The following is a 24,125-nucleotide window of genomic DNA, read 5'->3' on the forward strand; positions in this document are numbered from 1 at the left end:
GGCCGATGATGACCCGCCAGACCGTGACCGATCCCAGGAAGAAGAACACCAACCGCGTCGTCGCCGCCGTCTGCGTCGCCTTTTTCGGCGGCATGATCGGGATGGCCTACGCCGCGGTGCCGCTCTACAAGATGTTCTGCCAGGCCACCGGCTATGGCGGCACGACGCAGCGCGCCGAAAAGCAATATGCCGGCCGCATCCTCGACCGCGACATCACCGTGCGCTTCGACGCCAACACCAACGGCATTCCCTGGCAGTTCCAGCCGGTCGCCCGCTCGGTCACCATCAAGATCGGCGAGACCACGCAGGCGCATTACAGCGCCACCAACAAGTTCGACCGCGCCGTTACCGGCCGCGCCACCTTCAACGTGCAGCCGGAACTGGCGGGCCCCTACTTCAACAAGGTCGAGTGTTTCTGCTTCACCGACACGACGCTGAAGCCCGGCGAGACGCTGGACATGCCGGTCGTGTTCTATGTGGATCCCGATATCGTCAACGTGCCGGAACTGAAGGACTTGAAGACGATCACCCTGTCCTACACCATGTTCCCGGTCCAAAAGAACAAGCCGGTGGCGTCATCGACGCCGAACAGCAGCAGCAAAGTTTCAGATACCGAAGCAAATCTCGGGGGTTGATATGGCAGACGCGCACGCAAAACCACAACACGACTACCATCTCGTCAACCCGAGCCCGTGGCCCTTCCTGGGGTCGATCGGCGCGCTGGTGACTGCAGTCGGCGGCGTCGCCCTGATGCAGTATCTCAAGAACGGCGATTTTCCAATTTTCGGCCACAACATCGCCAATCCGTGGCTGTTCTTCATCGGCCTGGTCATCGTCCTCTACACGATGTTTGCCTGGTGGTCGGACACCATCAAGGAAGCGCATGAGGGCCACCATACGCGCGTCGTGTCGCTGCATCTGCGCTACGGCATGATCATGTTCATCGCTTCGGAAGTGATGTTCTTCGTTGCCTGGTTCTGGGCCTATTTCGATGCCAGCCTGTTTCCGAGCGAAGTGCAGAATTACGCCCGCACCGCTTTCACTGGCGGCGTCTGGCCGCCGAAGGGTCTCGAAGTCCTCGATCCGTTCCATCTGCCGCTCTACAACACCATCATCCTGCTTCTGTCGGGCACCACGGTGACATGGGCGCACCATTCGCTCATCCATGGCGACCGCAAGGGCCTGATCAACGGCCTGGTGCTGACCGTCGGCCTCGGCATGCTGTTCACCATGGTGCAGGCCTACGAGTACATGCACGCTCCGTTCGGCTTCAAGGATTCCATCTACGGCGCCACCTTCTTCATGGCGACCGGCTTCCATGGCTTCCACGTCATCATCGGCACCATCTTCCTGCTGGTCTGCCTGATCCGCGCCTGGAAAGGCGACTTCACGCCCAAGCAGCATTTCGGCTTCGAGGCGGCTGCCTGGTACTGGCACTTCGTCGACGTGGTCTGGCTGTTCCTGTTCGCATCGATCTACGTCTGGGGATCGGTCGGCGCGGTGATCGAAGGCCACTGACGGCTTTCACCGAACCGACAAATCAGAAGGGCGGTCGCGGCAACGCGGTCGCCTTTCTTCTTTTCGGCGCCCATCAATGGCCAACGGATTCGGCTGGTCGGGCTGGCTGCTTCAATTGGTCGACTGGGCCGATGGCTGCATTGGGGTTACCGACTGCGACATGGACGAAATCTGGACTATGGTGCCGGATGGAACGCTGATCGAAATCGAGCCATAAAGCATGACTATCCATGAGTGAAGACAGGGCGATCTGGCCACCCATCGAGCCGATCTCGGCCGGCCTGCACGGACGCTGCCCGCGCTGCGGCGAAGGACGGCTGTTTTCCGGCTTCCTCGCCGTCGGCAAGCGCTGCAACAATTGCGGCCTCGACTATTCCTACGCCGATGCCGGCGACGGCCCGGCGGTGTTCGTCATCCTGATCATCGGCTTCATCGTCGTTGGGCTGGCGCTGTGGGTGGAGGTGAAGCTGAGCCCGCCGCTGTGGCTGCATTTCATCATCTGGATACCGCTGGCCGTGGCGCTGTGCCTGACGGCGCTGAGGCTGATCAAGGGGGTGCTGCTGACGCTTCAATACGCCAACAAGGCGGCCGAAGGCCGCCTGGACCAGGGGCAATGAACGAGGCACTGACCAAGCCCGCCGGCCGCTCGCGGCCGAAGACGGCATTGCTGCTCGGCCTCGGCCTGGTGGTGTTCGTCATCCTGCTCGGGCTTGGCACATGGCAGGTGCAGCGCCTGTACTGGAAGGAAGCCCTTCTGCAGACCATCGACCAGCGCACCCATTCAGCGCCGCAGCCGCTGGCGGACGTCGAGAAGGAATTCGCCGCAACCGGTGATGTCGACTACACGCCGGTCACCGTCAGCGGGACGTTCCTGCACTCCGGCGAGCGGCATTTCTACGCCACCTGGGACGGCGACGCCGGCTTCAACGTCTACACCCCGCTGGCCCTCGACGATGGCCGCTATATCCTGATCAACCGCGGCTTCGTTCCCTATGATCTCAAGGATGCCGCCAAGCGGCCGCAAGGGCAGGTGACCGGCAAGGTCACGGTCACCGGCCTGGCGCGCAACCCGCTGCCGGGCAAGCCGTCGATGATGCTGCCCGACAATGACGTGGCCAAGAACATCTTCTACTGGAAGGATCGTGATGTCATGGCGGCGAGTGCCGGCCTGCCGGCCGGCGCCGTGCTGGTGCCGATCTTCATCGACGCCGACAAGACGCCGAACCCGGGCGGGCTGCCGGTCGGCGGCGTCACCATCATCGACCTGCCGAACTCTCATCTGCAATATGCCTTCACCTGGTATGGCCTGGCGGCGGCTCTTGCCGCGGTTCTGATCATCAGGCTGCGCCGCCCGGCAAAGACTGAATGATCCAGAGCATCATCCCGAAAAGTGGGAACCGGTTTTCGGACAAGATCATGCTCCAACAAAGAGTTAGATCAGGTTGACCATTCAACCTGATCTCAACTGCCCTTGACAGGGCAGGGGTGCACACCTCATTTCGCGTCACGATACGATCAACCGATCTGGAATCATGCTGCAGACCGCCACAAAACCACCGCTGACGATCCGGCTCTGCCAGCCGCGCGGCTTTTGCGCCGGTGTCGACCGCGCGATCCAGATCGTCGTGCTGGCGTTGAAGAAATACGGCGCGCCGGTCTATGTCCGCCACGAGATCGTGCACAACCGCTATGTCGTCGAGGGCCTGCAAAGCCTTGGCGCGGTTTTCATCGAGGAACTCTCGGAAATCCCGGCCGAGCACCGCAAGTCGCCGGTTGTCTTCTCGGCCCACGGCGTGCCGAAATCGGTGCCGGCCGACGCCAAGGCACGCGAGCTCTTCTATCTCGACGCCACCTGCCCGCTGGTGTCCAAGGTGCACAAGCAGGCGATGCGCCATCAGCGGCTCGGCCGCCATGTGCTTCTGATCGGCCATGCCGGCCATCCCGAAGTGATCGGCACCATGGGCCAACTGGCTGAAGGCGCCGTCACGCTGATCGAGACCGAAGCCGACGCTGGGACCTTTGCCCCCGCCGACCCGGAAGCGCTCGGCTTCGTAAGCCAGACAACGTTGTCGGTCGAAGACACTGCCGGCATATTGCGGGTGCTGCAGGAGCGCTTCCCGCAACTGCATGCACCGGCCGCCGAATCGATCTGCTACGCCACCACCAACCGCCAGGAAGCGGTCAAGGAAACCGCCGCCGGCGCCGATCTCTATCTGATCGTCGGTGCGCCCAATTCCTCCAATTCGCGCCGTCTTGTCGAAGTGGCGGAGCGCGCCGGCGCCACCATGTCGCTTCTCGTACAGCGCGCCGCCGAAATTCCGTGGAATGACATCACAAATATCTCGACGCTCGGCCTGTCTGCCGGCGCGTCGGCGCCGGAGATCATCGTCGACGAGATCATCGACGCCTTCCGCCAGCGCTTCGAGGTGAACATCGACCTGGCGATCACGGCCACCGAAACGGAGGATTTTCCAGTCATGCGGGTTCTGCGCGATGTAGAACTGACGCGGGCCGACATGGCCTTCGTCAACGGAGCCGCGTGAACAGGCCATGGCGGTCTACACCGACGTCAATGAGGGCGAACTCGGCGCGTTCCTGAGGGCATATCCAGTCGGCGAACTCTTGTCCTACAAGGGTATCGCCGAAGGCACGGAGAATTCGAATTTCCTGCTGCACACCTCAAGCGGCTCTTACATACTGACGCTCTACGAGAAGCGCGTCGACAAGGCCGACCTGCCGTTCTTCCTCGGCCTGATGGGCCATCTCGCCCGCAAAGGCATTTCCTGTCCGCTGCCGGTGACCGCGCATGACGGCACCGTCATCGGCACGCTGGCCGGCCGGCCCGCGGTCATCATCACCTTCCTCGAAGGCCTGTCGCTGCGGCGGCCGACAGCGGCGCATTGCGCGGAGGTCGGCAAGTCCCTCGCCGCACTGCATTTGGCCGGGCAGGATTTTGCGATGACGCGTGACAACGCACTGGCCATCGAGGGCTGGCGCAAACTCTGGAATGCCTCGCGCGACCGAGCCGACGAGGTCGAGCCGGGACTGGCCGCCGAGGTCGACGCGGATTTCGCGGATTTCGAACGCCATTGGCCGCAGGGCCTGCCGGCAGGCATCATCCATGCCGATCTGTTTCCCGACAATGTCTTCTTCCTCGGCGAGAAACTGTCCGGCCTCATCGACTTCTATTTCGCCTGCCACGACCTCTACGCCTATGACGTCGCCACCTGTCTCAACGCCTGGTGTTTCGAGAAGGATTTCTCCTTCAACCTGACCAAAGGCACGGCGCTGCTGGCCGGCTATCAGAGCGTGCGGCCTTTGAGCGATGGCGAGAAAGCAGCGCTGCCGATGCTTTCGCGCGGCTCGGCGCTGCGCTTTATGCTGACTCGGCTCTATGACTGGCTGACCGTTCCCGAGGGCGGGCTGGTCATGAAGCGCGATCCGACCGAATATATCCGCCGCATGCGCTTCCACCGCGCGATCAAGTCGCCTTCGGAATACGGACTGACATGACCAAGCAGGTTGAAATCTTCACCGACGGTGCCTGCTCGGGCAATCCCGGTCCCGGCGGCTGGGGCGCCATCCTGCGCTTCAACGGCAAGACCAGGGAATTGTCGGGCGGCGAGGCCGAGACGACCAATAACCGCATGGAGCTGCTGGCCGCCATCTCGGCGCTGAATGCGCTGAAGGAGCCGTGCGCCGTCGAGCTTCACACCGACAGCAAATATGTCATGGACGGTATCTCCAAATGGATCCACGGCTGGAAGAAAAACGGCTGGAAGACCGCTGACAAGAAGCCGGTCAAGAACGGTGAACTGTGGCAGGCGCTGGATGAGGCCAATCGGCGCCACAAGGTGACCTGGAACTGGGTCAAGGGCCATGCCGGCCACACCGAGAACGAACGCGCCGACGAACTCGCAAGGGAAGGCATGGCGCCGTTCAAGAGGGGCTCAGCCAAACCTGCGGCGCCGAAAGCGGCGCTGAAGCCGGCGGCATCCGAGAAGCAGCCTGCGGCGCCACGGGCACGGCGCTCGACCCAGAGCTATTGAGCTCAAGCTACCGGCAGGAGACCTCACTCATGCCGATCGTATACTACATCGCCCATCCCCAGGTTCAGATCGATGCCAACGTTCCCGTGCCGCACTGGGGGCTGTCCGAGATCGGACGGGCTCGAGCATCAGCCATGCTCGAGCAGCCATGGGTCGGGTCGATCCGGCGGGTCGTCTCGTCGGCCGAACGCAAGGCGATCGAAACCGCCGAGATCCTTGGCAAACACCTCGGCCTCGCGGTCGAGGTGCGGGAGCGCATGCACGAGAACGATCGGTCGGCAACCGGCTTCCTGCCGCCGCCGGAGTTCGAGGCGGTCGCCGACCAGTTCTTCGCCAACCCGCACAAAAGCATCCGCGGCTGGGAGCGGGCCATCGATGCCCAACAACGCATTGTCAGCGAGGTCGAAACGGTGCTGGGTGCTGCGGATGGCGGCGACATTGCCTTCGTCGGCCATGGCGGCGTAGGAACGCTCTTGCTGCTCTCGCTCAGCGGCCGCGCAATCAGCCGCGAGGCGGATCAGCCGGCCGGCGGTGGTAATTACTTCGCCTATGATGTCGGCACGCGCCGCGTCGTCCACGGCTGGCGGCCGATAGCTAGTCTGGCGCCGCGCTAAAGCGGATGTCAGGAGATCATCGATACCGTTGCCGCGATGAAGCCGCGCGAATAGAACCTGTCCTCAGCGGATCAGCAGGGCCGTGCCGTAGAGGCCGAGCGCGAACACCGTGTGCGAGATCACGTTGAAGGCGCGGATCTGCATCGCGTTGGGGCGCTTTGAGGCAGCCCAGCCGGCGCCCATGCCCGGCGCTAGCAGGAACCAGCCGGCGCTGATGGTGACCATGCCGAGGATGAAGGCCGGCAGAAAGGTCGGTGCGTCCAGCCATGCCGTGCCCACCAGCGCCACCAGGATGAAGCCGTAGACGATGCCGGTGACATAGTGGAAAGCCCAGCCCAGCGCCTGCTCATGCGCATAGGGTGCTGCTTGGGCGATATCGTCGTGGAAAACCTTGCCTTCCCTAAGGTGCCAGACCCAGCGGCCGGGCGGCCCCCAGTTCGGTCGCGGCTGACTGAGCGCCAGATGCAGGAACAGCGCCCAAAGATCCATCAGCACGGTGGCGCCGATGCCGATCGCAATGCTGCGCCAGATGATGTCAAACATCGTCGATGTCCCCCAAAGCAGGCAATCCGGCCGGAAGCGCGTGGTCGTCAGGCCATGGCGCTCATGAGCCGAGGCGGCCGCGGTTTAGAGCTGGCTCAGAATGTGAGCGGCACCCGACGTGTCGACTCCTGGCTTGGTCTCGACATTGAGCGCCGTGACCTTGCCGTTGTCGACGATCATCGAGAAGCGCTTCGAGCGCAATCCCATGCCGCCGCTGGAATAGTCGGAGTCGAGGCCGATCGACTTGGCGAAGTCGCCATTGCCGTCGGCGAGATAGAGGATCTTGCCTTGACCGCCGGTGAAATTCGCCCAGGCGCCCATGACATGGACATCGTTGACGGACACGACGGCGATGGTGTCGACGCCGCGGGCCAGGATGGCATCGTGGTTCTCGAGATAGCCCGGCAGATGATTGTTGCTGCAGGTCGGCGTGAAGGCGCCTGGAACGCCGAACAGCACGACCTTCTTGCCCGCGAAAATCTCGGCCGAGGTGATCACCTTGGCGCCGTCGGCGGTCATTTCCTTGAAGGTCGCATCGGGCAGTTTGTCGCCAACGGCAATCGTCATGATGGTCCTCGTGTGAAAAGCAGGGAAGGTTTCTTGCGATAGCGAAATCGGGCATCTCCCGCAACCGCCGACAAGGCCTGGATCAAGGGAAAGCCCTGATCGGGTTCGGTATCAGGGGAACGGCAGAACGCCCTCGACTGCGCCTTCGGCACTTGTCAGGGTGTAATACAACTCGCCATCGGTCGGTGTCGTCGACGGCCGGTCGAGGATCGGAATGGTAAATACCAGCCGGCCGTCCTTTTCGCTGCGTGCAGGCGCCCCGAACATATAATCGCGTCCCCCGGCGACGAATAAATCCGCCGCCTCCGGATCGCCGGGAAAAGTCGCCTCGACGATCAGCGTCTCATGGTCGCCCGGCAGCACCTTGATCCCGAAATCGGGCTTGGCAGGCGCGGGCAAGGTGGCGAGTGCAGCCTTCACCAGCGCCGCATCCTCGGCATTGTCGGGATCGGCGGCGGGATTGACGCTCAGCCGCGTCTGCACCGGAATACAGATCGTCTCGCAGATGCCAAGAAAGATGTCGGCGTCGATGACGGCCGCATCCCCAGGCGACGACAAAGTGAACGTCACCGGCAGCGAGACCGGATGGTCGTAGCCGGCCCATTTGCCGTAGCCGTCGTCATGGCGCTGAGGCGGAGGGAAGGAAAACGCCGCATCGGTGATGTTGGTGCTGGCCGCAATGTCGATCTGCGGCGGCACGCCGGCGTCGCCCGGATCGCGCCAATAGGTCTTCCAGCCGGGCTTGAGCGCGATGTCGAGAACGCCCTGTATGCAACCGGCCTCGTCGGCCTTGCCTGTTGTCACCAGCCGCACCTTGCCCCCTTCGCTGTTGTACCAGTCGGAAGACGAGGCGGCGGCGGGAAGGGCTGCTCCGCATCCGATGGCGGCGCCGAGCAGCAGGATTTTCAAGCTTTGCATGGCGTTGATTTGATCGTCAGTTCATGGCCGCGCAATGTTTTCATGGCGCTCTGCGTATCATATTTGCGTGACCTTCGGGCAAGGAACAGTTGGGTTCAAGCAATCGGCCGAGCGAAGTTCGCACTCAAGATCCAGTTGTTCCAACCATTGGGCTTTGGCCGAATCCCACGCGGCGCATCTTTTCGGCGTACCGGAAACGCGTTACGCTCCCGTCCATGGACTTGTTGCGCCACAAAAAGACGGCCGGTGGACGCGGCTTTCTTGACGACCAGTTTCTGATTGCCATGCCCGGCATGAAGGACGATCGCTTCACGCGCTCGGTCATCTACATCTGTGCGCACAGCGATGAAGGCGCCATGGGCCTGATCATCAACCAGACGCAACAGATGCTGTTTCCCGATCTTCTGGTGCAGCTCGGCATCATGAACGAGCAGGAGGCGATCAGGCTGCCGGCGCAGGCTCGCGACTTCGTCGTGCGCAATGGCGGCCCCGTCGACCGTAGCCGCGGCTTCGTCCTGCACTCGGGCGACTACCGGGTGGAATCCTCGCTCACCGTCTCCGACGATATCTGCCTGACCGCGACGGTCGACATATTGCGCGCCATCTCGTCCGGCCGCGGCCCGCGGCGCGCATTGATGGCGCTCGGCTATTCCGGCTGGGGCGCCGGCCAGCTGGAAACCGAGATCGCCGAGAATGGCTGGCTGACCTGTCCGGCCACGCCGGAGCTGCTGTTCGACGCCGACATCGAGCGGAAGTACGACCGCATCCTGGCATCGATCGGGATTGATCTGGCGCATTTGAGCCTGGCCGCGGGGCACGCCTGAAGCCTCGCCTTCGCCGACGTTCCGCCGAACCTTCGCGACTAGCCGAAGCCGCCCGCCACTTTCGTCATCCTAGGGTCTGCGCCGCGTCACTGCGCTCCTTGCTTCGCCCTAGGATGACGAAGGCGCGGTCGCTTCAGCTAATTTTCGGGGTTCATTCCAATGTAACCACGCGCCTGCACGACGCATGCCTCACCCATCACGCCTGCGTCATCGGGTACTGCTCTTTCAACGCCTTCAGCACCTGGTCGCCTGGCATCGGCGCGCCGAACATGAAGCTTTGCACATATTCGCAGCCCATCTGGCGCAATTCCAGCGCATCGCTTTCGTCGGAAATGCCCTCGGCCACCACCGACAGGCCGAGTTCATGCGCCATGTTGACCATGGATTTGAGCAGCACCGCCCGCTTCGGCGTCGCGTCGTCGACGAAGCTCTTGTCGATCTTGATGGTGTCGAAGGGGAAGCGGGTCAGGTAGGCGAGCGAGGAATAGCCGGTGCCGAAATCGTCCAGCGACAGGCCGATGCCGAGCTGCTTGAGCTTGGTCAGCACATGCGAGGTTTGCTCTGGATTGTCCATGACCAGCGATTCGGTAAGTTCGAGCCGGAAGCAGCGCGGCTTCAGATTGGCGCGGGCGATGACCGAGCGGACATCGCTGACCAGGTCGCGGCGGATCAGCTGGCGACTGGACAGATTGACCGACACCGACAGCGGCGTGTCGCCGATCTGCTTTTGCCAACCGGCAAGGTCTTCGGCCGCCTGCTGCATGGCAAACAGCCCAAGCTGCACGATCAGGCCGCAGCTTTCGGCGACCGGGATGAAATCGCCCGGCGGGATCATGCCGCGGCGCGGATGGTCCCACCTCAGCAGCGCCTCGAAGCCGGCAATGCTGCCGTCCTCCAGCCGCACGATCGGCTGGTAGGCAAGGGTGAATTCGCGCCGCTCGATGGCGCGGCGCAGATCGGATTCGAATTGCAGCCGGTCGGTGCCGACGGTGCGGAAGGCCGGCCGGAACGGCTCGATCCTGTCGCCGCCGAAGCGCTTGGCCTGGTGCATGGCAAGCTCGGCGTCCTTGACCATGTCTTCTGCCGAAGTCTGCGCCGAGGTCCAGGTGATCAGGCCGATCGAGGCGGTCAGCACGATCTCGCGCTTGGCGAAGGTGATCGGGTTGTTGATGGCGTGCTTGATGGCGTCTGCCACCGCCGCGATGCGGGAGGGTTCCTGTTCGGAGAGCAGCATCAGGGCGAACTGGTCACCGGCAAAGCGCGACAGCGAATCCTTAGGTTTCAACAGCCGGTGCAAGCGGCGCGCAATGGTGAGCAGGATGGTGTCGCCGGCCGAGATGCCAAGCCCGTCATTGACCTGCTTGAAACGGTCGATGTCGATGACGAAGACGGTGGGGCGCACCTTCTCTTCGGTGCGCGCGATCGAGATGATGGCTTCCAGCCGGTTCATCAGAAGTTCGCGGTTGGGCAGGCCGGTCAGATTGTCGTGAACGGCATCGTGCAGCAGCCTTTCCTCGGACTTTTTCTGCTCGGTAACGTCGACCATGGTGCCGACGCAGCGAATCACTTCGCCATCCGAGCCGATCACCGGCCGCGCCCGAAGCAAGAACCAGTGGTAGTGCCCGTCGGCGCCGCGCAGGCGGAAATTCTGCGAGACCCGGCCGCGCCGATGTTCGAGCACCACGTCGAGCGTGGTGCGGAACGTGTCGCGGTCGTCGGCATGCAGCACCGGCAGCCAGTTGCGGGCCGCACCCCCCAGGCTGTTGGGAGCGAGGCCAAGCTGGATGCTGACGTCGGGCTTGGTGACGACGCGGTCGCGCAGCACGTCCCAGTCCCACACCGTGTCGCCGGAGCCGGCTACGGCCAGCGCCTGCCGTTCGAGGTCGGAGAACAGGCCCTGATGCAGCGCGCCGCCGGCAAAGGCATGCTGCATGACGGTGAAGCCGATCAAAAGGATGATCAGGATCAGCCCGCCGCCCAATGCCGGCTGGGCGATGTCGTTGTCGAGCATGCCGGTGATCGCCATCCACGACCCGCATAGCCATAGCAGCACCATCACCCAACTGGGCACCAGCATGATCGCACGGTCATAACCACGAAGACCGAGCAGGATGATGAGGCCAAGCCCGGTCAGCGCGGTGGCGGCGAAGGACAGCCGGGCAATACCGGCGGCGACGGCCGGATCGATGATGGCCACACCCGCAATCAGCACCAGGCCGAGGATCCAGACCAGCGCGCCATAGCTGAAATGGCCGTGCCACCGGTTGAGGTTGAGATAGGCGAACAGGAACACCACGAAGGTCGCCGCAAGCGCCACCTCCGTTCCCGCCCGCCACATCTGCTCGTTCCCGGGCGATATCTCTATGATCTTGTTTAGAAAGCCGAAATCGACGCAGATATAGGCAAGTACCGCCCACGCAAGTGCGGCTGTCGCCGGAAACATCGAGGTTCCCTTGACGACGAAAAGGATGGTCAGGAAGAGCGCCAGCAGCCCGGCGATGCCGATGACGATGCCGCGGAACAGCGTATAGGAATTGACCGAGTCCTTGTAGGCTTCCGGCTCCCATAGATAGACCTGCGGCAGCTTCGGCGAGGCGAGTTCGGCGATGAAGGTGATCACCGTTCCCGGGTTCAGCGTCACCCGGAACACGTCGGCGTCGGAGCTTGACTGCCGGTCGAGCGCGAAGCCCTCGCTGGGGGTGATCGCGGCGATGCGGGTGGCGCCGAGATCGGGCCAGAAGATGCCGGAATTCACCAGCCGGAAATGCGGCGCCACGATCAGCCGGTCGAGCTGCTGGTCGGTGGTGTTGGCGAGCGCGAATACCGCCCAGTCGCCGCTCGAGCGCGCGTCATTGGCCTCGACCTCGATGCGCCGCACGATGCCGTCGGGACCGGGCGCGGTCGACACCTGGAAGTTTTCGCCCTGATTGACGTAGATCTGGACGGCGCGCGACAGGTCGAGCGCGACATCGTCGCGGGCAATCTTGATCGGTTCGACGGCGAAGGCCGGGAGCGCCGCGCAAAGCGTGACGACAACCGCCAGAACAAAGGCCAACAGCGACCCGTTTCGCAGGAAATTCGTCAAAAATCAGTCCTTCGTTCCAGCTCCCGGCGGATCGTCCGCGATCCGGGCGTAGAGGTAGTGGTCCTGCCAGATGCCGTTGATCCTGAGGTAGGATCGCAGAAGTCCTTCGCGCCGGAATCCGGCTTTTTCAAGCACGCGGATCGACCGGACATTGTCGGGAATACAGGCAGCTTCGATCCGGTGCAACCTCAGCGTATCGAAGGCGAAGCGGCAGACCACCTTGACCGCGTCGGTCATCAGGCCGCGGCCGCCAAACCGCTCCCCGATCCAGTACCCGACATGGCCGCTTTGCGAGACGCCGTGGCGGATATTGCCGAGCGTAATGCCGCCGGCAAGCTTGCCGCTCGCCTTCTCGAAGATGAAGAAGGCGATGGCTGTCCCCTGCGCATAGTCTTCGCGGTAGCGGCCGATGCGCAGCCGCCAGGCGGTGCGGTCGAGTTCATCGGGCGTCCAGCGCGGCTCCCACGGTTCGAGGAAGGCACGGCTTTCGCCGCGCACCGCTGACCATTCGCGATAGTCGTTGGTGTAGGGCACGCGCAGCATGACCCGGTCGCCTTTCAGTGCCGGCAGGTCACGGCGAAAGAAAGGGAGCGCGAACACCGGCGCTTGAAGGCTTAGACGGCGAGCTTGCGGGCCGTGGTGTGCGTGCCCGCAAGCGAATCGAGAATCGCCTCATAGGGCGCGAGCGTACCCACCGGTCCAACCGCGGTCAGCGTCGGCTTGGTCGAAAACAGCCGGGACGAAAGGTCGGTCAGCCGCTCGACGGTCAGCGCCGACAGCCGTTCCATCAATTCCTCCTTGGCGATCGGCCGACCGAACAGAAGCAGCTGCCTGGCGATCTGCGAGGCGCGGCTGGCCGGGCTTTCAGCCGACATGATCAGGCCGGCGCGATATTGCGCGCGGGCGCGGTCGAGCTCTTCCTGAAGGATATTCTCGCCGGCCTTCTGCAGCTCGTCGATAATGACCGGCACCAGTTCGGCAATGTCGCTCTGCCCGGTCGCGGCATGAACGCCGAAGATGCCGGTATCGGAAAAACCCCAGTGGAAGGCATAGACCGAATAGCACAGGCCACGCTTTTCGCGGACCTCCTGGAACAGCCGGGACGACATGCCGCCGCCGAGGATCATCGACAGCACCTGCGAAGCGTAGAAATCGCGCACATGATAGGCTCGGCCTTCGAAGCCGAGCACGATCTGCGCGTCCATCAGGTCGCGATCCTCGCGGAAATCGCCGCCGACATACTGCGCATATTGGGGCATCGTGCTGTCGGACTTGCTGCGGAAACCGCCGAGCTGTTTTTCGACCTCGCGCACGAAATTGTCATGCTTGATGTCGCCGGCCGCGACGATCACCATCTTCTCGGCGCCATATTGGCGCTCGATGAAATCATGCAGCTGTTTGGAGGTGAAGGATTTGACGGTTTCCGGCGTGCCGAGGATCGAGCGGCCGATCGTCTGGTGGCGGAAGGCGGTCTCGGTGAAACGGTCGAAGACGATGTCGTCGGGTGTGTCGTGCGCGGCGCCGATCTCCTGCAGGATCACATGCTGCTCGCGCTCCAGTTCCTCTGGGTCGAATTCGGACTCCTGCAGGATATCGGCAAGGATATCCACCGCCAGCGGCACATCGTCGGACAGCACCCTGGCGTAATAGGACGTCGTCTCGACTGATGTGGCGGCATTGATCTCGCCGCCGACATCCTCGATTTCCGAGGCGATCTCGAAGGCCGTCCGCCTTTTCGTACCCTTGAAGGCCATATGCTCGAGCAGATGGGCCATTCCGTGCTCGTCGTCACGCTCATTGCGGGCGCCGGACTTGACCCAGGCGCCAAGGGCAACGGATTCGAGGCTTGGAAGGGTTTCGGTGGCGACTGTCAGGCCGTTCGACAGACGGCTTACCTCAACACCCATATGGCAAGTACTCCCTAACGCGCTGCCCTTGAGTGGCGGCTCACGTAATCTTCCACCATTTTCAGGTCGGATGGAAGTACCGTGTACTTTTCGTCGGCTGACATCAAGGACCCCAGCCATGCGGGCAGGGCCGGCGACACGCCGCAGGCGGCTTCGACCGCGGCCGGGAACTTGGCCGGGTGCGCCGTGCCCAGCACCACCATCGGCACTGCACCGTCAGCCTTGCCGGCGGCGACATGCACGGCCGCGGCCGTGTGCGGATCGAGCAGATAATTGCTGGATTCGAGCGTTGAACGGATGGTGGCGGCAACCTCGTCCATATCAGCGCGTCCGGCGTCGAATTCGGACCGCATCCGGTCGATTTCTGCGGTTTCGATGGTGAAGGCGCCGGATTGCTTGAGGCCGGCCATGTAACGCCGCACCGTCTCTGCGTTACGGTCGCAGGCCTCGAACAGCAGTCGCTCGAAGTTCGACGATACCTGGATGTCCATCGATGGCGACGTCGTCGCAAACACACCCTTGGTGCGGTATTCACCGGTCGCGAAAGTGCGCGCCAATATGTCGTTGTCGTTGGTGGCGACGATCAGCCGCTCGATCGGCAGGCCCATCTTCTTGGCGGCGTAACCGGCGAAAATATCGCCGAAATTGCCGGTCGGCACGGTAAAGGAGACCGGCCTGTCCGGCGCGCCGAGCGAAAGCGCCGAGGAAAAATAATAGACGATCTGGGCCATGATGCGGGCCCAGTTGATCGAATTGACGCCCGACAGGGACACGCGATCACGAAAACGATGATCGTTGAACATATCCTTCAGCAGGCCCTGGCAATCGTCGAAATTGCCTTCGATCGCCAGCGCCTGGACGTTGGCGGCAGTCGATGTCGTCATCTGCCGCTGCTGCACCGGCGAGACGCGGCCATGCGGGAACATCACGAAAATGTCAGTTCGGTCGCGGCCGGCGAAGGCATCGATGGCGGCGCCGCCAGTGTCACCCGAGGTCGCGCCGACGATGGTGGCGCGCTGGCCACGCTCAGTCAGTACATGGTCCATCAGCCGGGCAAGAAGCTGCATGGCAACGTCCTTGAAGGCCAGCGTCGGACCGTGGAAGAGCTCGAGGATGAACGTGTTGGCGCCGGTCTGCACCAGCGGGCAGACGGCCCGGTGGCGGAAGGTGGCATAGGCTTCTCGCACCAGGCGCTCGAAGACGGGTGCGGCGATCTCGCCGCCGAGGAAGGGCGTCAGCACGCGGATGGCGAGGTCCGCATAGGGCAGGCCGCGCATGGCGCGGATCTCGGCTGCCGAAAACTGCGGCCATGTCTGCGGCACATAAAGCCCGCCGTCGCGGGCCAGCCCCGCCAGCACCGCATCGGCAAATCCAAGCACGGGCGCATCCCCGCGGGTACTCACATAGCGCATCGTCAAAGGTCCATTGCTGCCGCCGGTTTCATCCACGGCAATTGGTTAATTTTCCGAGCCGCCTCAGTCGCATTTTTGCCGTGGCGTTGCTATACGTCACCAACTTTGCGAGAGGGAAGTGCAGTTTCATGGCGTTTCATAAGTTCAACCGTCGCTTTGTCGCGGGTCTGGCGCTAACCGGCTTTATGCTTGCCGCCGCCGGTTGCCAATCGAGCGACAATGGCATCCTCAATCTCGGATTCGGCAAGAAAACCGACCCGAATGCGCCAATACCGCCTCAGGATCCCAAGGTTCTCGCCAGCCAGTTGCAGGCCTACTGCCCGAAAGTGACGGTGCGTGACGGCACCGCATACTTCAATACCTACGCCAAGGGCGCGCCGCAGCCGAAAAAGAAAAAGGCTGATGCAACACAGGATGCCGAGGCCGCTGCCGCCGCGCAGACGGCGCCTGACGGCTCCATCGTCGATCCGAACAAGGATCCGGCCAAGATCATCTACCAGGCCTCGATCAGCGATGTGAGCCGCGATTGCAGCCGTGCCAACGGCCAGTTGACGATGAAGGTTGGGGTTGCCGGCAAGATCGTGCCGGGACCGCTGTTCGCCCCCGGCACCATCACCATGCCGATCCGCATTGCCGTCATGCACGGCCCCGACGTACTTTATTCGCAGATCCACCCCTATCAGATCCAGGTCAGCGATCCCTCGACCGCCACCCAGTTCGTGTTCACCGATCCCAACGTCGTCGTGCCCGAACCCTCCGCCCGGGATTACACTGTCTATGCCGGCTATGACGACACTGCGCCGGCGGCGGCGGACAAGAAGTCCGGCAAGAAAAAGAAGCGCGCTCCGGCGACGAACTAAGCGCCTGGGCGCCGTCGCTGCTGCGACGGTGCCGGTCAACTCTTTGAAAGATCCAAACGATCCGATCGTAATCCTGCAGGCGTGCGCCTGCGGCAGGTCGCGTCTGCGCTTTAATCTCGATCCATTCCGCCAGCGCACTTGACTCATCCATATCCCGGCGGTTATACGTCAATCAATAGCTCGCAGGTTATTGATCCCGATGCCGGACGCCCACGATACTTTGTTCAGAACGCTTGCCGACCCGACCCGGCGGGCCATCTTCGAGCGCTTGTGCCGCCAAGGTGAGCAGACCGTGGGGGCGCTGACGGCGCAGTCCGGGGTCTCGCAACCGGCGGTGTCGAAGCATCTCGGCGTCCTGAAGCTGGCCGGCCTGGTGCGTGACCGCCACGCCGGACGCCAGACCCACTACAGCGCGCAGCCCGAGGCACTTGGTCCGCTGACCAACTGGACAGTTCAAATGACAGGATTCTGGGAGAGCCGCTTCGATGATCTCGAGAACCTGCTGAAAAGGATGGACCAGTGAGCAATCCCGAGCTGCGCACCGTCGTCGTCGAACGTGAAATATCCTGGCCGGCGGAGAAGATCTGGCGCGCGTTGACGCAGCCGCATCTGATGGAGGATTGGCTCATGAAGAACGATTTCAAGCCTGTCGTCGGCCACAGCTTCAATCTTCGCGGCGACTGGGGCGGCGTGCTCGACTGCGAGGTGCTGGCCATCGAGCAAAACAGGACGCTGTCCTACAGCTGGGATTTTGCGCATGAGGATGCCGCCTACAATCTGAAGAGCGTGGTGACGTTCACGCTCACGCCCACCAGCAAGGGGACCCATCTGCGCGTCGAGCAGTCGGGTTTCCATCCGAGCCAGAAGCAGGCCTATGGCGGAGCCAGGGCCGGGTGGCAGCAATTCCTCACCAAGCTGGAGCAGCTTCTGGCGAAGCCGGATTGAAGCCTGTCGGTACCATGCCGTGATCGCGGGACACCGAATGCAAAAAGGACAAATCGATGAAGATCAAGCTGACCAGCGTCTATGTGGACAACCAGGACAACGCACTGCGCTTCTACACCGACGTGCTGGGCTTTGCCGTGAAGGCCGACTTCAGCAATGGGCCTTTTCGTTGGCTGACCGTCACCTCACCCGATGAGCCCGAGGGAACCGAACTGCAACTCGCGCTCAACGACAATCCGGCCACCAAGGCTTACCAGCAGGCCATCTTCAAGCAGGGGCAGCCCGCGCTCATGCTGTTCACCGACGACGTCAAGGGTGATTACGAGCGCATCAAGGGACGCGGCGGTGCGTTCGCCACGGCGCCGACAGAAGTGACCGGCTCGACCATCGCCCGGCTCAACGACAGCTGCGGCAATCTCATCCAGATCACCCAACTGGCGCGTTGGTAGGCGCTGGTTTCAAGAGGAGGGTTGCAATGAACTTGAGCAAATGGATACGTCAAACCCATCGTTGGCTGTCGATCATCTTCACGCTGACCGTGGCAGCCAATTTCATCACCATGGCGTTCGGGCAACCTCCGGCCTGGGTGGTCTATTCGCCGCTGCTGCCGCTCTTCCTGCTGCTGTTCAGTGGCCTCTATATGTTCGTGCTGTCTTACGTCGCGAGATCGCGTGGCGAGCAGGGCGCGCAAGGGTAGGACATGGCCAAGGCGCTGGGAAAATCGAAGGTTGCAAAACCGGCCCCAGACAAGCCGGAAAAGCCGGTCCTGCTTTCGGGCGGCAACCCGCAGATCCCGAAGGCCTATGGGGACGCTCCGGTGCAGGCGTATATTGCTGCCATGCCGGGCTGGAAAAGCGATGTCGGGCGCCGGATCGACGCACTTATCGTCAGCGCCGTCCCCGGCGTCTACAAGGCGGTGAAGTGGAACTCACCGTTCTATGGCATCGAGGGCGAGGGTTGGTTCCTCAGCCTGCATTGCTTCACCAGATACGTCAAAGTCGCCTTCTTTCGCGGCACGTCGCTCGATCCTGTGCCTCCCGGCGGTTCCAGGCAAAAGGAAGTGCGCTATCTCGACATCCATGAAGGCGAAGAGATCGACGAAGCCCGCTTCGCCTCCTGGGTGAAGCAGGCCAGCCGATTGCCCGGCGATAAGATGTGAACGGAGGCAGACCATGAAGATCAGCATGTCGAGCAAGGATGAGGGAGGCGCCTCTGCCTCCGAGCGGATAGATGCCCGAATCCGGGAGCTGGACGATTGGCGGGGCAAGACGTTGGCCAGCCTGCGCAAGACTATCCTCGACGCCGACCCGGAAATCATCGAGGAGTGGAAGTGGATGGGCAGCCCGGTATGGTCACGCGACGGCATGATCGCCGTCGGCAACGCTCACAAGGACAAGGTGAAGCTGACCTTTTCTCACGGTGCCAGCCTGCCGGATCCCTACAGGCTGTTCAACAACGGGCTCAACGGCAAGGTGTGGCGCGCCATCGATGTGTCGGAGGGCGACGAGATCGATGCGGATGCGCTGAAAGCGCTCGTCCGCGCCGCGATTGCCTACAACAGGGCTAAGAAGAAACCGGCTAAGTCGGCCAAAGCTAAGGACTGATCGGTTCAGGCGTCCGACCACTCCGACAGAGCGGCAATCACACTTTTCAGTTCGGCCCATCGGCGGATGACGGTTTCGGCGCCGGCTTCGGTCAGCACATCGGCATGGCCGGGATAGCTGTGCGCGGCGCCGGTGAAGCCGATCACGCGCATGCCAGCGGCCCTGGCGCCGGTGACGCCGTGCACCGAATCCTCGATGACGAAGGTGTTTGCCGGATTGGCGTTGAGTTGCTGCGCCGCGATCAGGAACACATCCGGCGCGGGCTTGGTTTTCTTGCTTGGTATTTCCAGCGCTGAAAAAATCCGGCCGGCGAAGAACGGCAGCAGGCCCACTTTCTCGAGCATGAACTCGATCCGCTCCAAGCGTGAGTTCGAGCAGACGCAGCGCGGCGCGGTGACCGCGGCGACCGCCTCGCGCACGCCGTCGACGGCGCGCACTTCGCTGCGCAGTTTGCGGTCGACCAGCTCTTCGGCCCGGTCGATCATCGAGGCCTGGAACGGGATCGCGGACTTTGCCTCGACCCGCATCATGATGTCCTTGAAGGTCAGTCCGGCATAGGTTTCGGCGTATTCCTCGGCCGAGATTTCATATCCGGCCAAGGTCAGCAATTCGGCCTCGACGCGGGCTGCGATGATTTCGGAATCGACGAGCACGCCGTCGCAATCGAAGATGACAAGGTCTGGCTGGGGCATGGCAATCCGAACGAGGGAGGGTGATGGAGGCCCGGCAAGGCTCAAGCGGCGCGACATACACCAACGGGCCGGGCTGCGCAAATTGACGACGTCAGGGCTGCCTGGACCGTTGCGTCCTTCACCGAATATTTACGCTGATCGGTAACCATAACGGGGAGTAAACAGTAACGCGTGCCTTGGGTGTAAAAATGTCTGCCGTGCGTCTTCTCGCCGACCTCTCCCACGCCCCCCAGCAATCCGAGTGGCTGGACACGATCCTCAAGGGCGATTGTGTCGCCGCGCTCGACCGGCTGCCGGAAAAATCCATCGACGTCATCTTCGCCGATCCGCCTTACAATCTGCAGCTCGACGGCGATTTGCACCGGCCCGACCAGTCCAAGGTCGACGCCGTCGACGATGACTGGGACCAGTTCGAGAGTTTCGAGGCCTATGACGCCTTCACCCGCGCCTGGCTCCTGGCGGCACGCCGCGTGCTGAAGCCGAATGGCACCATCTGGGTCATCGGCTCCTACCACAACATCTTCCGCGTCGGCGCCAAGATGCAGGATCTCGGCTTCTGGATTCTCAATGATGTCGTCTGGCGCAAGACCAACCCTATGCCGAATTTCCGCGGTCGCCGCTTCCAGAACGCGCATGAGACCATGATCTGGGCCTCGCGCGACCAGAAGGGCAAGGGCTATACCTTCAATTACGAAGCCATGAAGGCATCGAACGACGACATCCAGATGCGCTCCGACTGGCTGTTCCCGATCTGCACTGGCGGCGAGCGGCTGAAGAACGACAATGGCGACAAGCTGCATCCGACGCAGAAGCCGGAAGCGCTGCTCGCCCGCATCATGATGGCCTCGACCAAGCCGGGCGACATCGTGCTCGACCCGTTTTTCGGCTCCGGCACCACCGGCGCCGTGGCCAAGCGGCTTGGCCGTCACTTCGTCGGCATCGAGCGCGAACAGGCCTATATCGACGCCGCCAACGAGCGCATCGATGCGGTGCGGCCGCTGGAAAGCGCCGATCTCGCCGTGCTCACCGGCAAGCGCGCCGAGCCGCGCGTCGCCTTTGTCAGCCTCATCGATACCGGGCTTATGCAGCCCGGCGCCACGCTTTACGATGCCAAGAAGCGCTGGTCGGCCAAGGTACGCGCCGACGGCACGGTGGCGATCGGCGACAGCGCCGGCTCGATCCACAAGATCGGCGCCGAAGTGCAGGGCCTGGACGCCTGCAATGGCTGGACCTTCTGGCACTATGAGCGCTCGGGCGGCCTGACCCCGATCGACGAACTGCGCCGGATTGCCAGGCTTGGCATGGAGCGGGCAGGGGCTTGATCTCAGGTCGTAGAGCGCTACCTTCCGGCCTCTGCGCGGCTCACACCGCGATGCCATACCGCTCAAGGTCCGCCTTGAGCGTTTTTGCATCTGTGAACAGCACAGCATTCCAGCCAGCCGCCTTGGCTCCGTCGACATTCCTGGGGCTGTCGTCGATGAACAGCGTGGCGGAGGGCTCCAGGCCGAACGAGACCACGTGGTGGTCGTAGATGGCGCGGTCGGGCTTGATCTCACGGATATCGGCCGACACGGTCACGCCGCGCGGGCGGCTAAGGAAATCGAAGCGCAGTCTTGCCTCGGCAAGCGTGTCGGCGGCGAAGTTCGTCAGCATGGTCACGTCGCGGCCGCTCTCGATCAGGCCGAGCATGATGGCGACGCTGTCCTCATAGGCATGCGGCACCATGTCGTTCCAATAGCGCCGGAAATTGCGAATGTTTTCAGCATGATCCGGGTAATCCGCGATCAGCAGCGCTTCCGCCTCTTCCCACGTCCGGCCACGATCCTGCTCGATGTTCCAGTCATGCGTGCAGACATTGTCGAAGAACCACTTGCGCTCTTCGGCATCGGGAATGAGGCGGCTGAACGGAATGTTCGGATCGTAGTGGAGCAAGACGCGGCCGATGTCGAACACGATATGGCGGATTTCAGTCATTTCTGGCCTTTCAAAGCGAATGCTAGTCAATTGGGCGGTGTTTTTTGGTTGCGCCCGGTATCGCTGCTTCGATGACCTTTTTCATGACGGTCGGCAGCGCTTCTCCGGAAATGTCATGGGCCAGCGACCAGAAATGCCCTTCCGGCGCATCACTTTTCACTTGAGCGTGAAAAACTTCGAGCTCGAGCGCGAAATGGGTGAAGACATGCGCGATCTCTCCAGCGCGCCGCCAGTCGGCAGGGAAGGGCGCTGCCTCCGAAGTGGTTGCACCGTCGATCCGCGCTGTCCAACCTGTGGTCGGCACCTCGGTCATGCCGCCGAGCAGGCCCTTGTCAGGCCGCTTGCGCAACAGGATGGCGCCGTCGCCGCGCTCGGCGACGAAGGCGGCACCCCGCCTGAGTGGTTTGTCGACCTTGGGCAGGCGGACCGGAAAGCGCTCGGGGTCGCCGGACAGGATGGCGCTGCAATCCTCGCGCACCGGGCACAGCATGCAGCGCGGCCGTCTTGGCGTGCAGATCGTGGCGCCAAGGTCCATCATTGCCTGGGCGAAGTCGCCCGGCCTTGTCTGCGGAACCAGTCTTGCGACGAGCGCGCGGATTTCAGGCTTTGCCTCGCTGAGCCGCGTTGCGATCGAATAGAGCCGCGAGATGACACGTTCGACATTGCCGTCGACGACCGCCGCCGGACGGTCGAAGGCGATCGCCGCGATCGCCGCCGCCGTATAGGCGCCGATCCCCGGCAATTCCCTCAATCCCGTTTCGTTGTCGGGAAAACGGCCGCCCTGGCTCGCAACCAGATCGGCGCAGGCCTTGAGGTTGCGCGCCCGTGAATAATAGCCGAGCCCGGCCCAGGCCTTCATCACATCCTCGGCCGGCGCAGCCGCCAGCGCCTTCACATCAGGCCATTTCTCGACAAAGGCGCGAAAATAGGATTTTACCGCTTCGACCGTGGTCTGCTGCAGCATCACTTCCGAAAGCCAGATGCGATAGGGGTCCGGCCGTGCACCGCCGGCCGCGGCGTGCGGCGTGATCCGCCACGGCAGTTCGCGATGGTGCGCGTCGTACCAGGCAAGCAGACGCGCGGCGATCTCTCCCGATAGAGTTGGTCCGGATGCGGCCTTGCGGGTCTGTTCGTGCAGTGCCATTGATCGCGGGCTGGCTCTAGGCTGGTGAGGAACGTGGCTGGAGAACGTACATGGCAGGGAGAACGCCTTACGGCAATCCCGTTCCGGTGAGCGATCTCGCGACCGCGATCCTCGACCCCGTGCTGCGCAAGCGGGCCGGCATTTCGATCGGGCTGGTGCAGTCATGGGAAGAGATCGCCGGCCCCAGGCTCGCCGGCCATTCGCGCCCCGAAAAAATCCAGTGGCCGCGCCGCATGCATGAGGACGATCCGTTCGAGCCGGCGGTGCTGGTCATCGCCTGCGAGGGCATGGCCGCGCTGCACCTACAGCACGAGACCGGCGAGATCATCAACCGCGTCAATGCCTTTCTCGGCTTCAACGCGATCGGCAGGATCCGGATCGTGCAAAAGCCGGTGCTGAGGGACAAAGCCCGGCCGAAACCGACGCCGAGAGCACTGACTTCTGTCGAAAAGGCCAAATTGTCCGATACCGTCGGCAAGATCGAGGATGAAGGCTTGCGCGCCTCGCTGGAGCGTCTTGGCGCCACAATTCTTGGCCAAAGGAAGCGGCCAAGGTAATCAATCGGTAATCAGTCGGTCATGAACGCGTCATCTATCTCGCGCATTCGTGATCCTGCATGTAGAGTTTGGCGATTGGAATGGGGACGGCGATGCCTTAATTCCCGCCAACTCTCGCCTTTTCTAGCCTTTGCGTTGCAAAATCAAACCACAGTCAGGTGATTCGCATGAACCGTAGCTTGTCCCGCAGAAACCTCCTGTCTTCGCTGGCCGTCATTCCGGCAGTGGCTATGCTCGCCGCATGCAGCGATTCAGGCGAGGATGCCAAAGCAGCGGATGTGAAGCCTGCGGCTCCCGCGGTGCCTGCTTCGACGCCTGCCACTCCGGCCGCCGTCAAGGTCCCGGAGTCTTCCGGCAATGTCGACATGGCCGAACTGCTGAAGCCCGGCGCTTTGCCCGACAAGCAGCTCGGCAAGGATGACGCCAAGGTCACCATCGTCGAATATGCTTCGATGACCTGCCCGCATTGTGCGCATTTCGCGGCGACCACCTTCCCTGAGTTGAAGACCAAATACATCGACACCGGCAAGGCGCGTTACATCCTGCGCGAATTCCCGTTCGATCCGAGCGCCGAGGCCGGTTTCATGCTGGCGCGCTGTTCGAAGGACAATTATTTCCCGATGGTCGACGTGCTGTTCAAGCAGCAGGCCAACTGGGTCGGCGTCAACAATACCAAGGATGCGCTGCTGCAGATCTCCAAGCTCGCCGGTTTTACACAGGAGTCCTTCGAGGCCTGCTTGACGGACCAGAAACTTCTGGACGATGTGAGATCGGTCCAGAAGCGCGGCGCCGATGAATTCAAGGTCGACTCGACACCGACCTTCTTCATCAACGGGAAAACCTACAAAGGTGCGATGTCGATTGAGGAAATATCGGCCATCATCGACCCTCTGCTCTGACGTCCAGGCGGCG

Annotated in this window: 30 protein-coding genes; 20 read left to right on the top strand and 10 right to left on the bottom strand. The window is 62.6% G+C overall.

The genetic code is table 11. The features are described from left to right. Positions 1-8: 8 nt before the first annotated feature. The 9 genes from NKI88_RS24500 to NKI88_RS24540 all read left to right on the top strand — a co-directional run bounded on the left by NKI88_RS24500 (position 9) and on the right by NKI88_RS24540 (position 6,181). Complete coding sequence (locus NKI88_RS24500) at positions 9-635, top strand: cytochrome c oxidase assembly protein (protein WP_023727487.1); 627 nt, start codon at positions 9-11, stop codon at positions 633-635. Position 636: 1 nt separating this feature from the next. Beyond that, positions 637-1,518, top strand: coding sequence for a cytochrome c oxidase subunit 3 (locus tag NKI88_RS24505; RefSeq protein WP_023668416.1), 882 nt, complete (start codon positions 637-639; stop codon positions 1,516-1,518). A 76-nt stretch (positions 1,519-1,594) separates the two neighbouring features. Further along, the gene (locus NKI88_RS24510; RefSeq protein ID WP_023727485.1) at positions 1,595-1,735 is read left to right on the top strand and encodes a hypothetical protein; all 141 of its coding nucleotides are present in this window, start codon (positions 1,595-1,597) and stop codon (positions 1,733-1,735) included. Positions 1,736-1,748: 13 nt separating this feature from the next. After that, positions 1,749-2,135 carry a DUF983 domain-containing protein gene (locus NKI88_RS24515; RefSeq protein WP_023727484.1) on the top strand — a complete coding sequence of 129 codons (387 nt, stop codon included), beginning with the start codon at positions 1,749-1,751 and terminating at the stop codon, positions 2,133-2,135. After that, a complete protein-coding gene (locus NKI88_RS24520; RefSeq protein ID WP_023727483.1) occupies positions 2,132-2,887 on the top strand; it encodes an SURF1 family protein in 756 nt (251 codons plus the stop codon). The genes NKI88_RS24515 and NKI88_RS24520 overlap by 4 nt, the downstream gene beginning before the upstream one ends. Positions 2,888-3,050: 163 nt before the next feature. Continuing rightward, positions 3,051-4,061, top strand: coding sequence for a 4-hydroxy-3-methylbut-2-enyl diphosphate reductase (ispH, locus tag NKI88_RS24525; protein ID WP_023692071.1), 1,011 nt, complete (start codon positions 3,051-3,053; stop codon positions 4,059-4,061). A gap of 7 nt (positions 4,062-4,068) precedes the next feature. Further along, positions 4,069-5,031, top strand: a complete 963-nt coding sequence (locus tag NKI88_RS24530; protein ID WP_023727482.1) for a homoserine kinase — start codon at positions 4,069-4,071, stop codon at positions 5,029-5,031. Then, positions 5,028-5,567, top strand: a complete 540-nt coding sequence (rnhA, locus tag NKI88_RS24535; RefSeq protein ID WP_023727481.1) for a ribonuclease HI — start codon at positions 5,028-5,030, stop codon at positions 5,565-5,567. The genes NKI88_RS24530 and rnhA overlap by 4 nt, the downstream gene beginning before the upstream one ends. Positions 5,568-5,596: 29 nt before the next feature. Beyond that, positions 5,597-6,181: a histidine phosphatase family protein gene (locus NKI88_RS24540; RefSeq protein WP_023727480.1), complete on the top strand. Its 585-nt coding sequence runs from the start codon at positions 5,597-5,599 to the stop codon at positions 6,179-6,181. Between the two features lie 63 nt (positions 6,182-6,244). Here the strand turns inward: NKI88_RS24540 and NKI88_RS24545 are convergent, their stop codons facing one another. From NKI88_RS24545 to NKI88_RS24555, 3 genes are all read right to left on the bottom strand, one after another. Continuing rightward, entirely contained in the window at positions 6,245-6,724 is a 480-nt protein-coding gene (locus NKI88_RS24545) for a DUF2938 domain-containing protein (protein WP_352545015.1), read from the bottom strand. Positions 6,725-6,808: 84 nt separating this feature from the next. Beyond that, positions 6,809-7,291, bottom strand: a complete 483-nt coding sequence (locus NKI88_RS24550; protein WP_023668407.1) for a peroxiredoxin — start codon at positions 7,289-7,291, stop codon at positions 6,809-6,811. 111 nt (positions 7,292-7,402) lie between these two features. Then, positions 7,403-8,209, bottom strand: a complete 807-nt coding sequence (locus tag NKI88_RS24555) for a protein-disulfide reductase DsbD domain-containing protein (RefSeq protein ID WP_352657869.1) — start codon at positions 8,207-8,209, stop codon at positions 7,403-7,405. Positions 8,210-8,424: 215 nt separating this feature from the next. Here NKI88_RS24555 and NKI88_RS24560 point away from each other — a divergent pair, with 215 nt between their 5' ends. Continuing rightward, on the top strand, positions 8,425-9,033 hold the full coding sequence (locus NKI88_RS24560) for a YqgE/AlgH family protein (protein WP_023668405.1): 609 nt from the start codon (positions 8,425-8,427) through the stop codon (positions 9,031-9,033). Positions 9,034-9,229: 196 nt separating this feature from the next. Here NKI88_RS24560 and NKI88_RS24565 read toward each other — a convergent pair whose 3' ends face one another. From NKI88_RS24565 to thrC, 4 genes are read right to left on the bottom strand one after another with little or no spacing between them, the layout of a single operon-like run. Continuing rightward, entirely contained in the window at positions 9,230-12,118 is a 2,889-nt protein-coding gene (locus NKI88_RS24565) for an EAL domain-containing protein (protein WP_023706671.1), read from the bottom strand. A gap of 3 nt (positions 12,119-12,121) precedes the next feature. Further along, entirely contained in the window at positions 12,122-12,718 is a 597-nt protein-coding gene (locus NKI88_RS24570) for a GNAT family N-acetyltransferase (RefSeq protein ID WP_023668403.1), read from the bottom strand. Between the two features lie 14 nt (positions 12,719-12,732). Next, complete coding sequence (locus tag NKI88_RS24575) at positions 12,733-14,025, bottom strand: M16 family metallopeptidase (protein WP_023668402.1); 1,293 nt, start codon at positions 14,023-14,025, stop codon at positions 12,733-12,735. Positions 14,026-14,039: 14 nt separating this feature from the next. Beyond that, positions 14,040-15,437, bottom strand: a complete 1,398-nt coding sequence (gene thrC / locus NKI88_RS24580; RefSeq protein WP_023754850.1) for a threonine synthase — start codon at positions 15,435-15,437, stop codon at positions 14,040-14,042. Positions 15,438-15,565: 128 nt separating this feature from the next. Between thrC and NKI88_RS24585 the strand changes: the two genes are divergently transcribed. From NKI88_RS24585 to NKI88_RS24615, 7 genes are all read left to right on the top strand, one after another. Beyond that, entirely contained in the window at positions 15,566-16,297 is a 732-nt protein-coding gene (locus NKI88_RS24585; RefSeq protein ID WP_023692064.1) for a hypothetical protein, read from the top strand. A 199-nt stretch (positions 16,298-16,496) separates the two neighbouring features. Beyond that, positions 16,497-16,820: an ArsR/SmtB family transcription factor gene (locus NKI88_RS24590; RefSeq protein ID WP_023698528.1), complete on the top strand. Its 324-nt coding sequence runs from the start codon at positions 16,497-16,499 to the stop codon at positions 16,818-16,820. Beyond that, a complete protein-coding gene (locus tag NKI88_RS24595; protein WP_352657872.1) occupies positions 16,817-17,242 on the top strand; it encodes an SRPBCC family protein in 426 nt (141 codons plus the stop codon). The genes NKI88_RS24590 and NKI88_RS24595 overlap by 4 nt, the downstream gene beginning before the upstream one ends. Positions 17,243-17,298: 56 nt before the next feature. Beyond that, a complete protein-coding gene (locus tag NKI88_RS24600; protein WP_352657875.1) occupies positions 17,299-17,691 on the top strand; it encodes a VOC family protein in 393 nt (130 codons plus the stop codon). A gap of 26 nt (positions 17,692-17,717) precedes the next feature. Continuing rightward, positions 17,718-17,939, top strand: a complete 222-nt coding sequence (locus NKI88_RS24605; protein ID WP_352657878.1) for a hypothetical protein — start codon at positions 17,718-17,720, stop codon at positions 17,937-17,939. Positions 17,940-17,942: 3 nt separating this feature from the next. After that, positions 17,943-18,401: a DUF1801 domain-containing protein gene (locus NKI88_RS24610; protein WP_023735570.1), complete on the top strand. Its 459-nt coding sequence runs from the start codon at positions 17,943-17,945 to the stop codon at positions 18,399-18,401. A gap of 13 nt (positions 18,402-18,414) precedes the next feature. After that, positions 18,415-18,846, top strand: coding sequence for a DUF1801 domain-containing protein (locus NKI88_RS24615; protein WP_023731299.1), 432 nt, complete (start codon positions 18,415-18,417; stop codon positions 18,844-18,846). A gap of 5 nt (positions 18,847-18,851) precedes the next feature. Here the strand turns inward: NKI88_RS24615 and NKI88_RS24620 are convergent, their stop codons facing one another. After that, positions 18,852-19,538, bottom strand: a complete 687-nt coding sequence (locus NKI88_RS24620) for an HAD family hydrolase (RefSeq protein ID WP_352657881.1) — start codon at positions 19,536-19,538, stop codon at positions 18,852-18,854. Positions 19,539-19,726: 188 nt separating this feature from the next. On the opposite strand from NKI88_RS24620, the gene NKI88_RS24625 reads away from it, so the two are divergent. Beyond that, positions 19,727-20,860: a site-specific DNA-methyltransferase gene (locus tag NKI88_RS24625; protein WP_023687165.1), complete on the top strand. Its 1,134-nt coding sequence runs from the start codon at positions 19,727-19,729 to the stop codon at positions 20,858-20,860. Positions 20,861-20,900: 40 nt separating this feature from the next. Here NKI88_RS24625 and NKI88_RS24630 read toward each other — a convergent pair whose 3' ends face one another. Both NKI88_RS24630 and mutY read right to left on the bottom strand, forming a co-directional pair. After that, a complete protein-coding gene (locus NKI88_RS24630; protein WP_352657884.1) occupies positions 20,901-21,512 on the bottom strand; it encodes an HAD family hydrolase in 612 nt (203 codons plus the stop codon). Between the two features lie 22 nt (positions 21,513-21,534). Next, positions 21,535-22,656: an A/G-specific adenine glycosylase gene (mutY, locus tag NKI88_RS24635; RefSeq protein WP_023668390.1), complete on the bottom strand. Its 1,122-nt coding sequence runs from the start codon at positions 22,654-22,656 to the stop codon at positions 21,535-21,537. Positions 22,657-22,706: 50 nt separating this feature from the next. Between mutY and NKI88_RS24640 the strand changes: the two genes are divergently transcribed. Then, complete coding sequence (locus NKI88_RS24640; RefSeq protein ID WP_023687168.1) at positions 22,707-23,213, top strand: DUF721 domain-containing protein; 507 nt, start codon at positions 22,707-22,709, stop codon at positions 23,211-23,213. Between the two features lie 167 nt (positions 23,214-23,380). Beyond that, a complete protein-coding gene (locus tag NKI88_RS24645) occupies positions 23,381-24,112 on the top strand; it encodes a DsbA family protein (protein ID WP_023687169.1) in 732 nt (243 codons plus the stop codon). Positions 24,113-24,125 lie beyond the last annotated feature (13 nt).

This window comes from Mesorhizobium sp. M0317 (genome assembly GCF_040321555.1).
In the GTDB taxonomy this organism is placed as follows: Bacteria; Pseudomonadota; Alphaproteobacteria; order Rhizobiales; family Rhizobiaceae; genus Mesorhizobium.

Excerpts from the sequence above, each read along its gene's own strand:
- NKI88_RS24615 (WP_023731299.1), top strand. The coding sequence starts at position 18,415 with ATGAAGATCAGCATGTCGAGCAAGGATGAGGGAGGCGCCTCTGCCTCC.
- NKI88_RS24630 (WP_352657884.1), bottom strand. The coding sequence starts at position 21,512 with ATGACTGAAATCCGCCATATCGTGTTCGACATCGGCCGCGTCTTGCTC.
- NKI88_RS24575 (WP_023668402.1), bottom strand. The coding sequence starts at position 14,025 with ATGGGTGTTGAGGTAAGCCGTCTGTCGAACGGCCTGACAGTCGCCACC.
- NKI88_RS24585 (WP_023692064.1), top strand. The coding sequence starts at position 15,566 with ATGGCGTTTCATAAGTTCAACCGTCGCTTTGTCGCGGGTCTGGCGCTA.
- NKI88_RS24640 (WP_023687168.1), top strand. The coding sequence starts at position 22,707 with ATGGCAGGGAGAACGCCTTACGGCAATCCCGTTCCGGTGAGCGATCTC.
- NKI88_RS24520 (WP_023727483.1), top strand. The coding sequence starts at position 2,132 with ATGAACGAGGCACTGACCAAGCCCGCCGGCCGCTCGCGGCCGAAGACG.
- NKI88_RS24625 (WP_023687165.1), top strand. The coding sequence starts at position 19,727 with ATGTCTGCCGTGCGTCTTCTCGCCGACCTCTCCCACGCCCCCCAGCAA.
- thrC (WP_023754850.1), bottom strand. The coding sequence starts at position 15,437 with ATGCGCTATGTGAGTACCCGCGGGGATGCGCCCGTGCTTGGATTTGCC.
- NKI88_RS24545 (WP_352545015.1), bottom strand. The coding sequence starts at position 6,724 with ATGTTTGACATCATCTGGCGCAGCATTGCGATCGGCATCGGCGCCACC.
- NKI88_RS24620 (WP_352657881.1), bottom strand. The coding sequence starts at position 19,538 with ATGCCCCAGCCAGACCTTGTCATCTTCGATTGCGACGGCGTGCTCGTC.
- NKI88_RS24610 (WP_023735570.1), top strand. The coding sequence starts at position 17,943 with ATGGCCAAGGCGCTGGGAAAATCGAAGGTTGCAAAACCGGCCCCAGAC.
- NKI88_RS24505 (WP_023668416.1), top strand. The coding sequence starts at position 637 with ATGGCAGACGCGCACGCAAAACCACAACACGACTACCATCTCGTCAAC.
- NKI88_RS24515 (WP_023727484.1), top strand. The coding sequence starts at position 1,749 with ATGAGTGAAGACAGGGCGATCTGGCCACCCATCGAGCCGATCTCGGCC.
- ispH (WP_023692071.1), top strand. The coding sequence starts at position 3,051 with ATGCTGCAGACCGCCACAAAACCACCGCTGACGATCCGGCTCTGCCAG.
- NKI88_RS24600 (WP_352657875.1), top strand. The coding sequence starts at position 17,299 with ATGAAGATCAAGCTGACCAGCGTCTATGTGGACAACCAGGACAACGCA.
- rnhA (WP_023727481.1), top strand. The coding sequence starts at position 5,028 with ATGACCAAGCAGGTTGAAATCTTCACCGACGGTGCCTGCTCGGGCAAT.
- NKI88_RS24540 (WP_023727480.1), top strand. The coding sequence starts at position 5,597 with ATGCCGATCGTATACTACATCGCCCATCCCCAGGTTCAGATCGATGCC.
- NKI88_RS24530 (WP_023727482.1), top strand. The coding sequence starts at position 4,069 with ATGGCGGTCTACACCGACGTCAATGAGGGCGAACTCGGCGCGTTCCTG.
- NKI88_RS24550 (WP_023668407.1), bottom strand. The coding sequence starts at position 7,291 with ATGACGATTGCCGTTGGCGACAAACTGCCCGATGCGACCTTCAAGGAA.
- NKI88_RS24560 (WP_023668405.1), top strand. The coding sequence starts at position 8,425 with ATGGACTTGTTGCGCCACAAAAAGACGGCCGGTGGACGCGGCTTTCTT.
- NKI88_RS24510 (WP_023727485.1), top strand. The coding sequence starts at position 1,595 with ATGGCCAACGGATTCGGCTGGTCGGGCTGGCTGCTTCAATTGGTCGAC.
- NKI88_RS24555 (WP_352657869.1), bottom strand. The coding sequence starts at position 8,209 with ATGCAAAGCTTGAAAATCCTGCTGCTCGGCGCCGCCATCGGATGCGGA.
- NKI88_RS24590 (WP_023698528.1), top strand. The coding sequence starts at position 16,497 with ATGCCGGACGCCCACGATACTTTGTTCAGAACGCTTGCCGACCCGACC.
- NKI88_RS24645 (WP_023687169.1), top strand. The coding sequence starts at position 23,381 with ATGAACCGTAGCTTGTCCCGCAGAAACCTCCTGTCTTCGCTGGCCGTC.
- mutY (WP_023668390.1), bottom strand. The coding sequence starts at position 22,656 with ATGGCACTGCACGAACAGACCCGCAAGGCCGCATCCGGACCAACTCTA.
- NKI88_RS24500 (WP_023727487.1), top strand. The coding sequence starts at position 9 with ATGACCCGCCAGACCGTGACCGATCCCAGGAAGAAGAACACCAACCGC.
- NKI88_RS24605 (WP_352657878.1), top strand. The coding sequence starts at position 17,718 with ATGAACTTGAGCAAATGGATACGTCAAACCCATCGTTGGCTGTCGATC.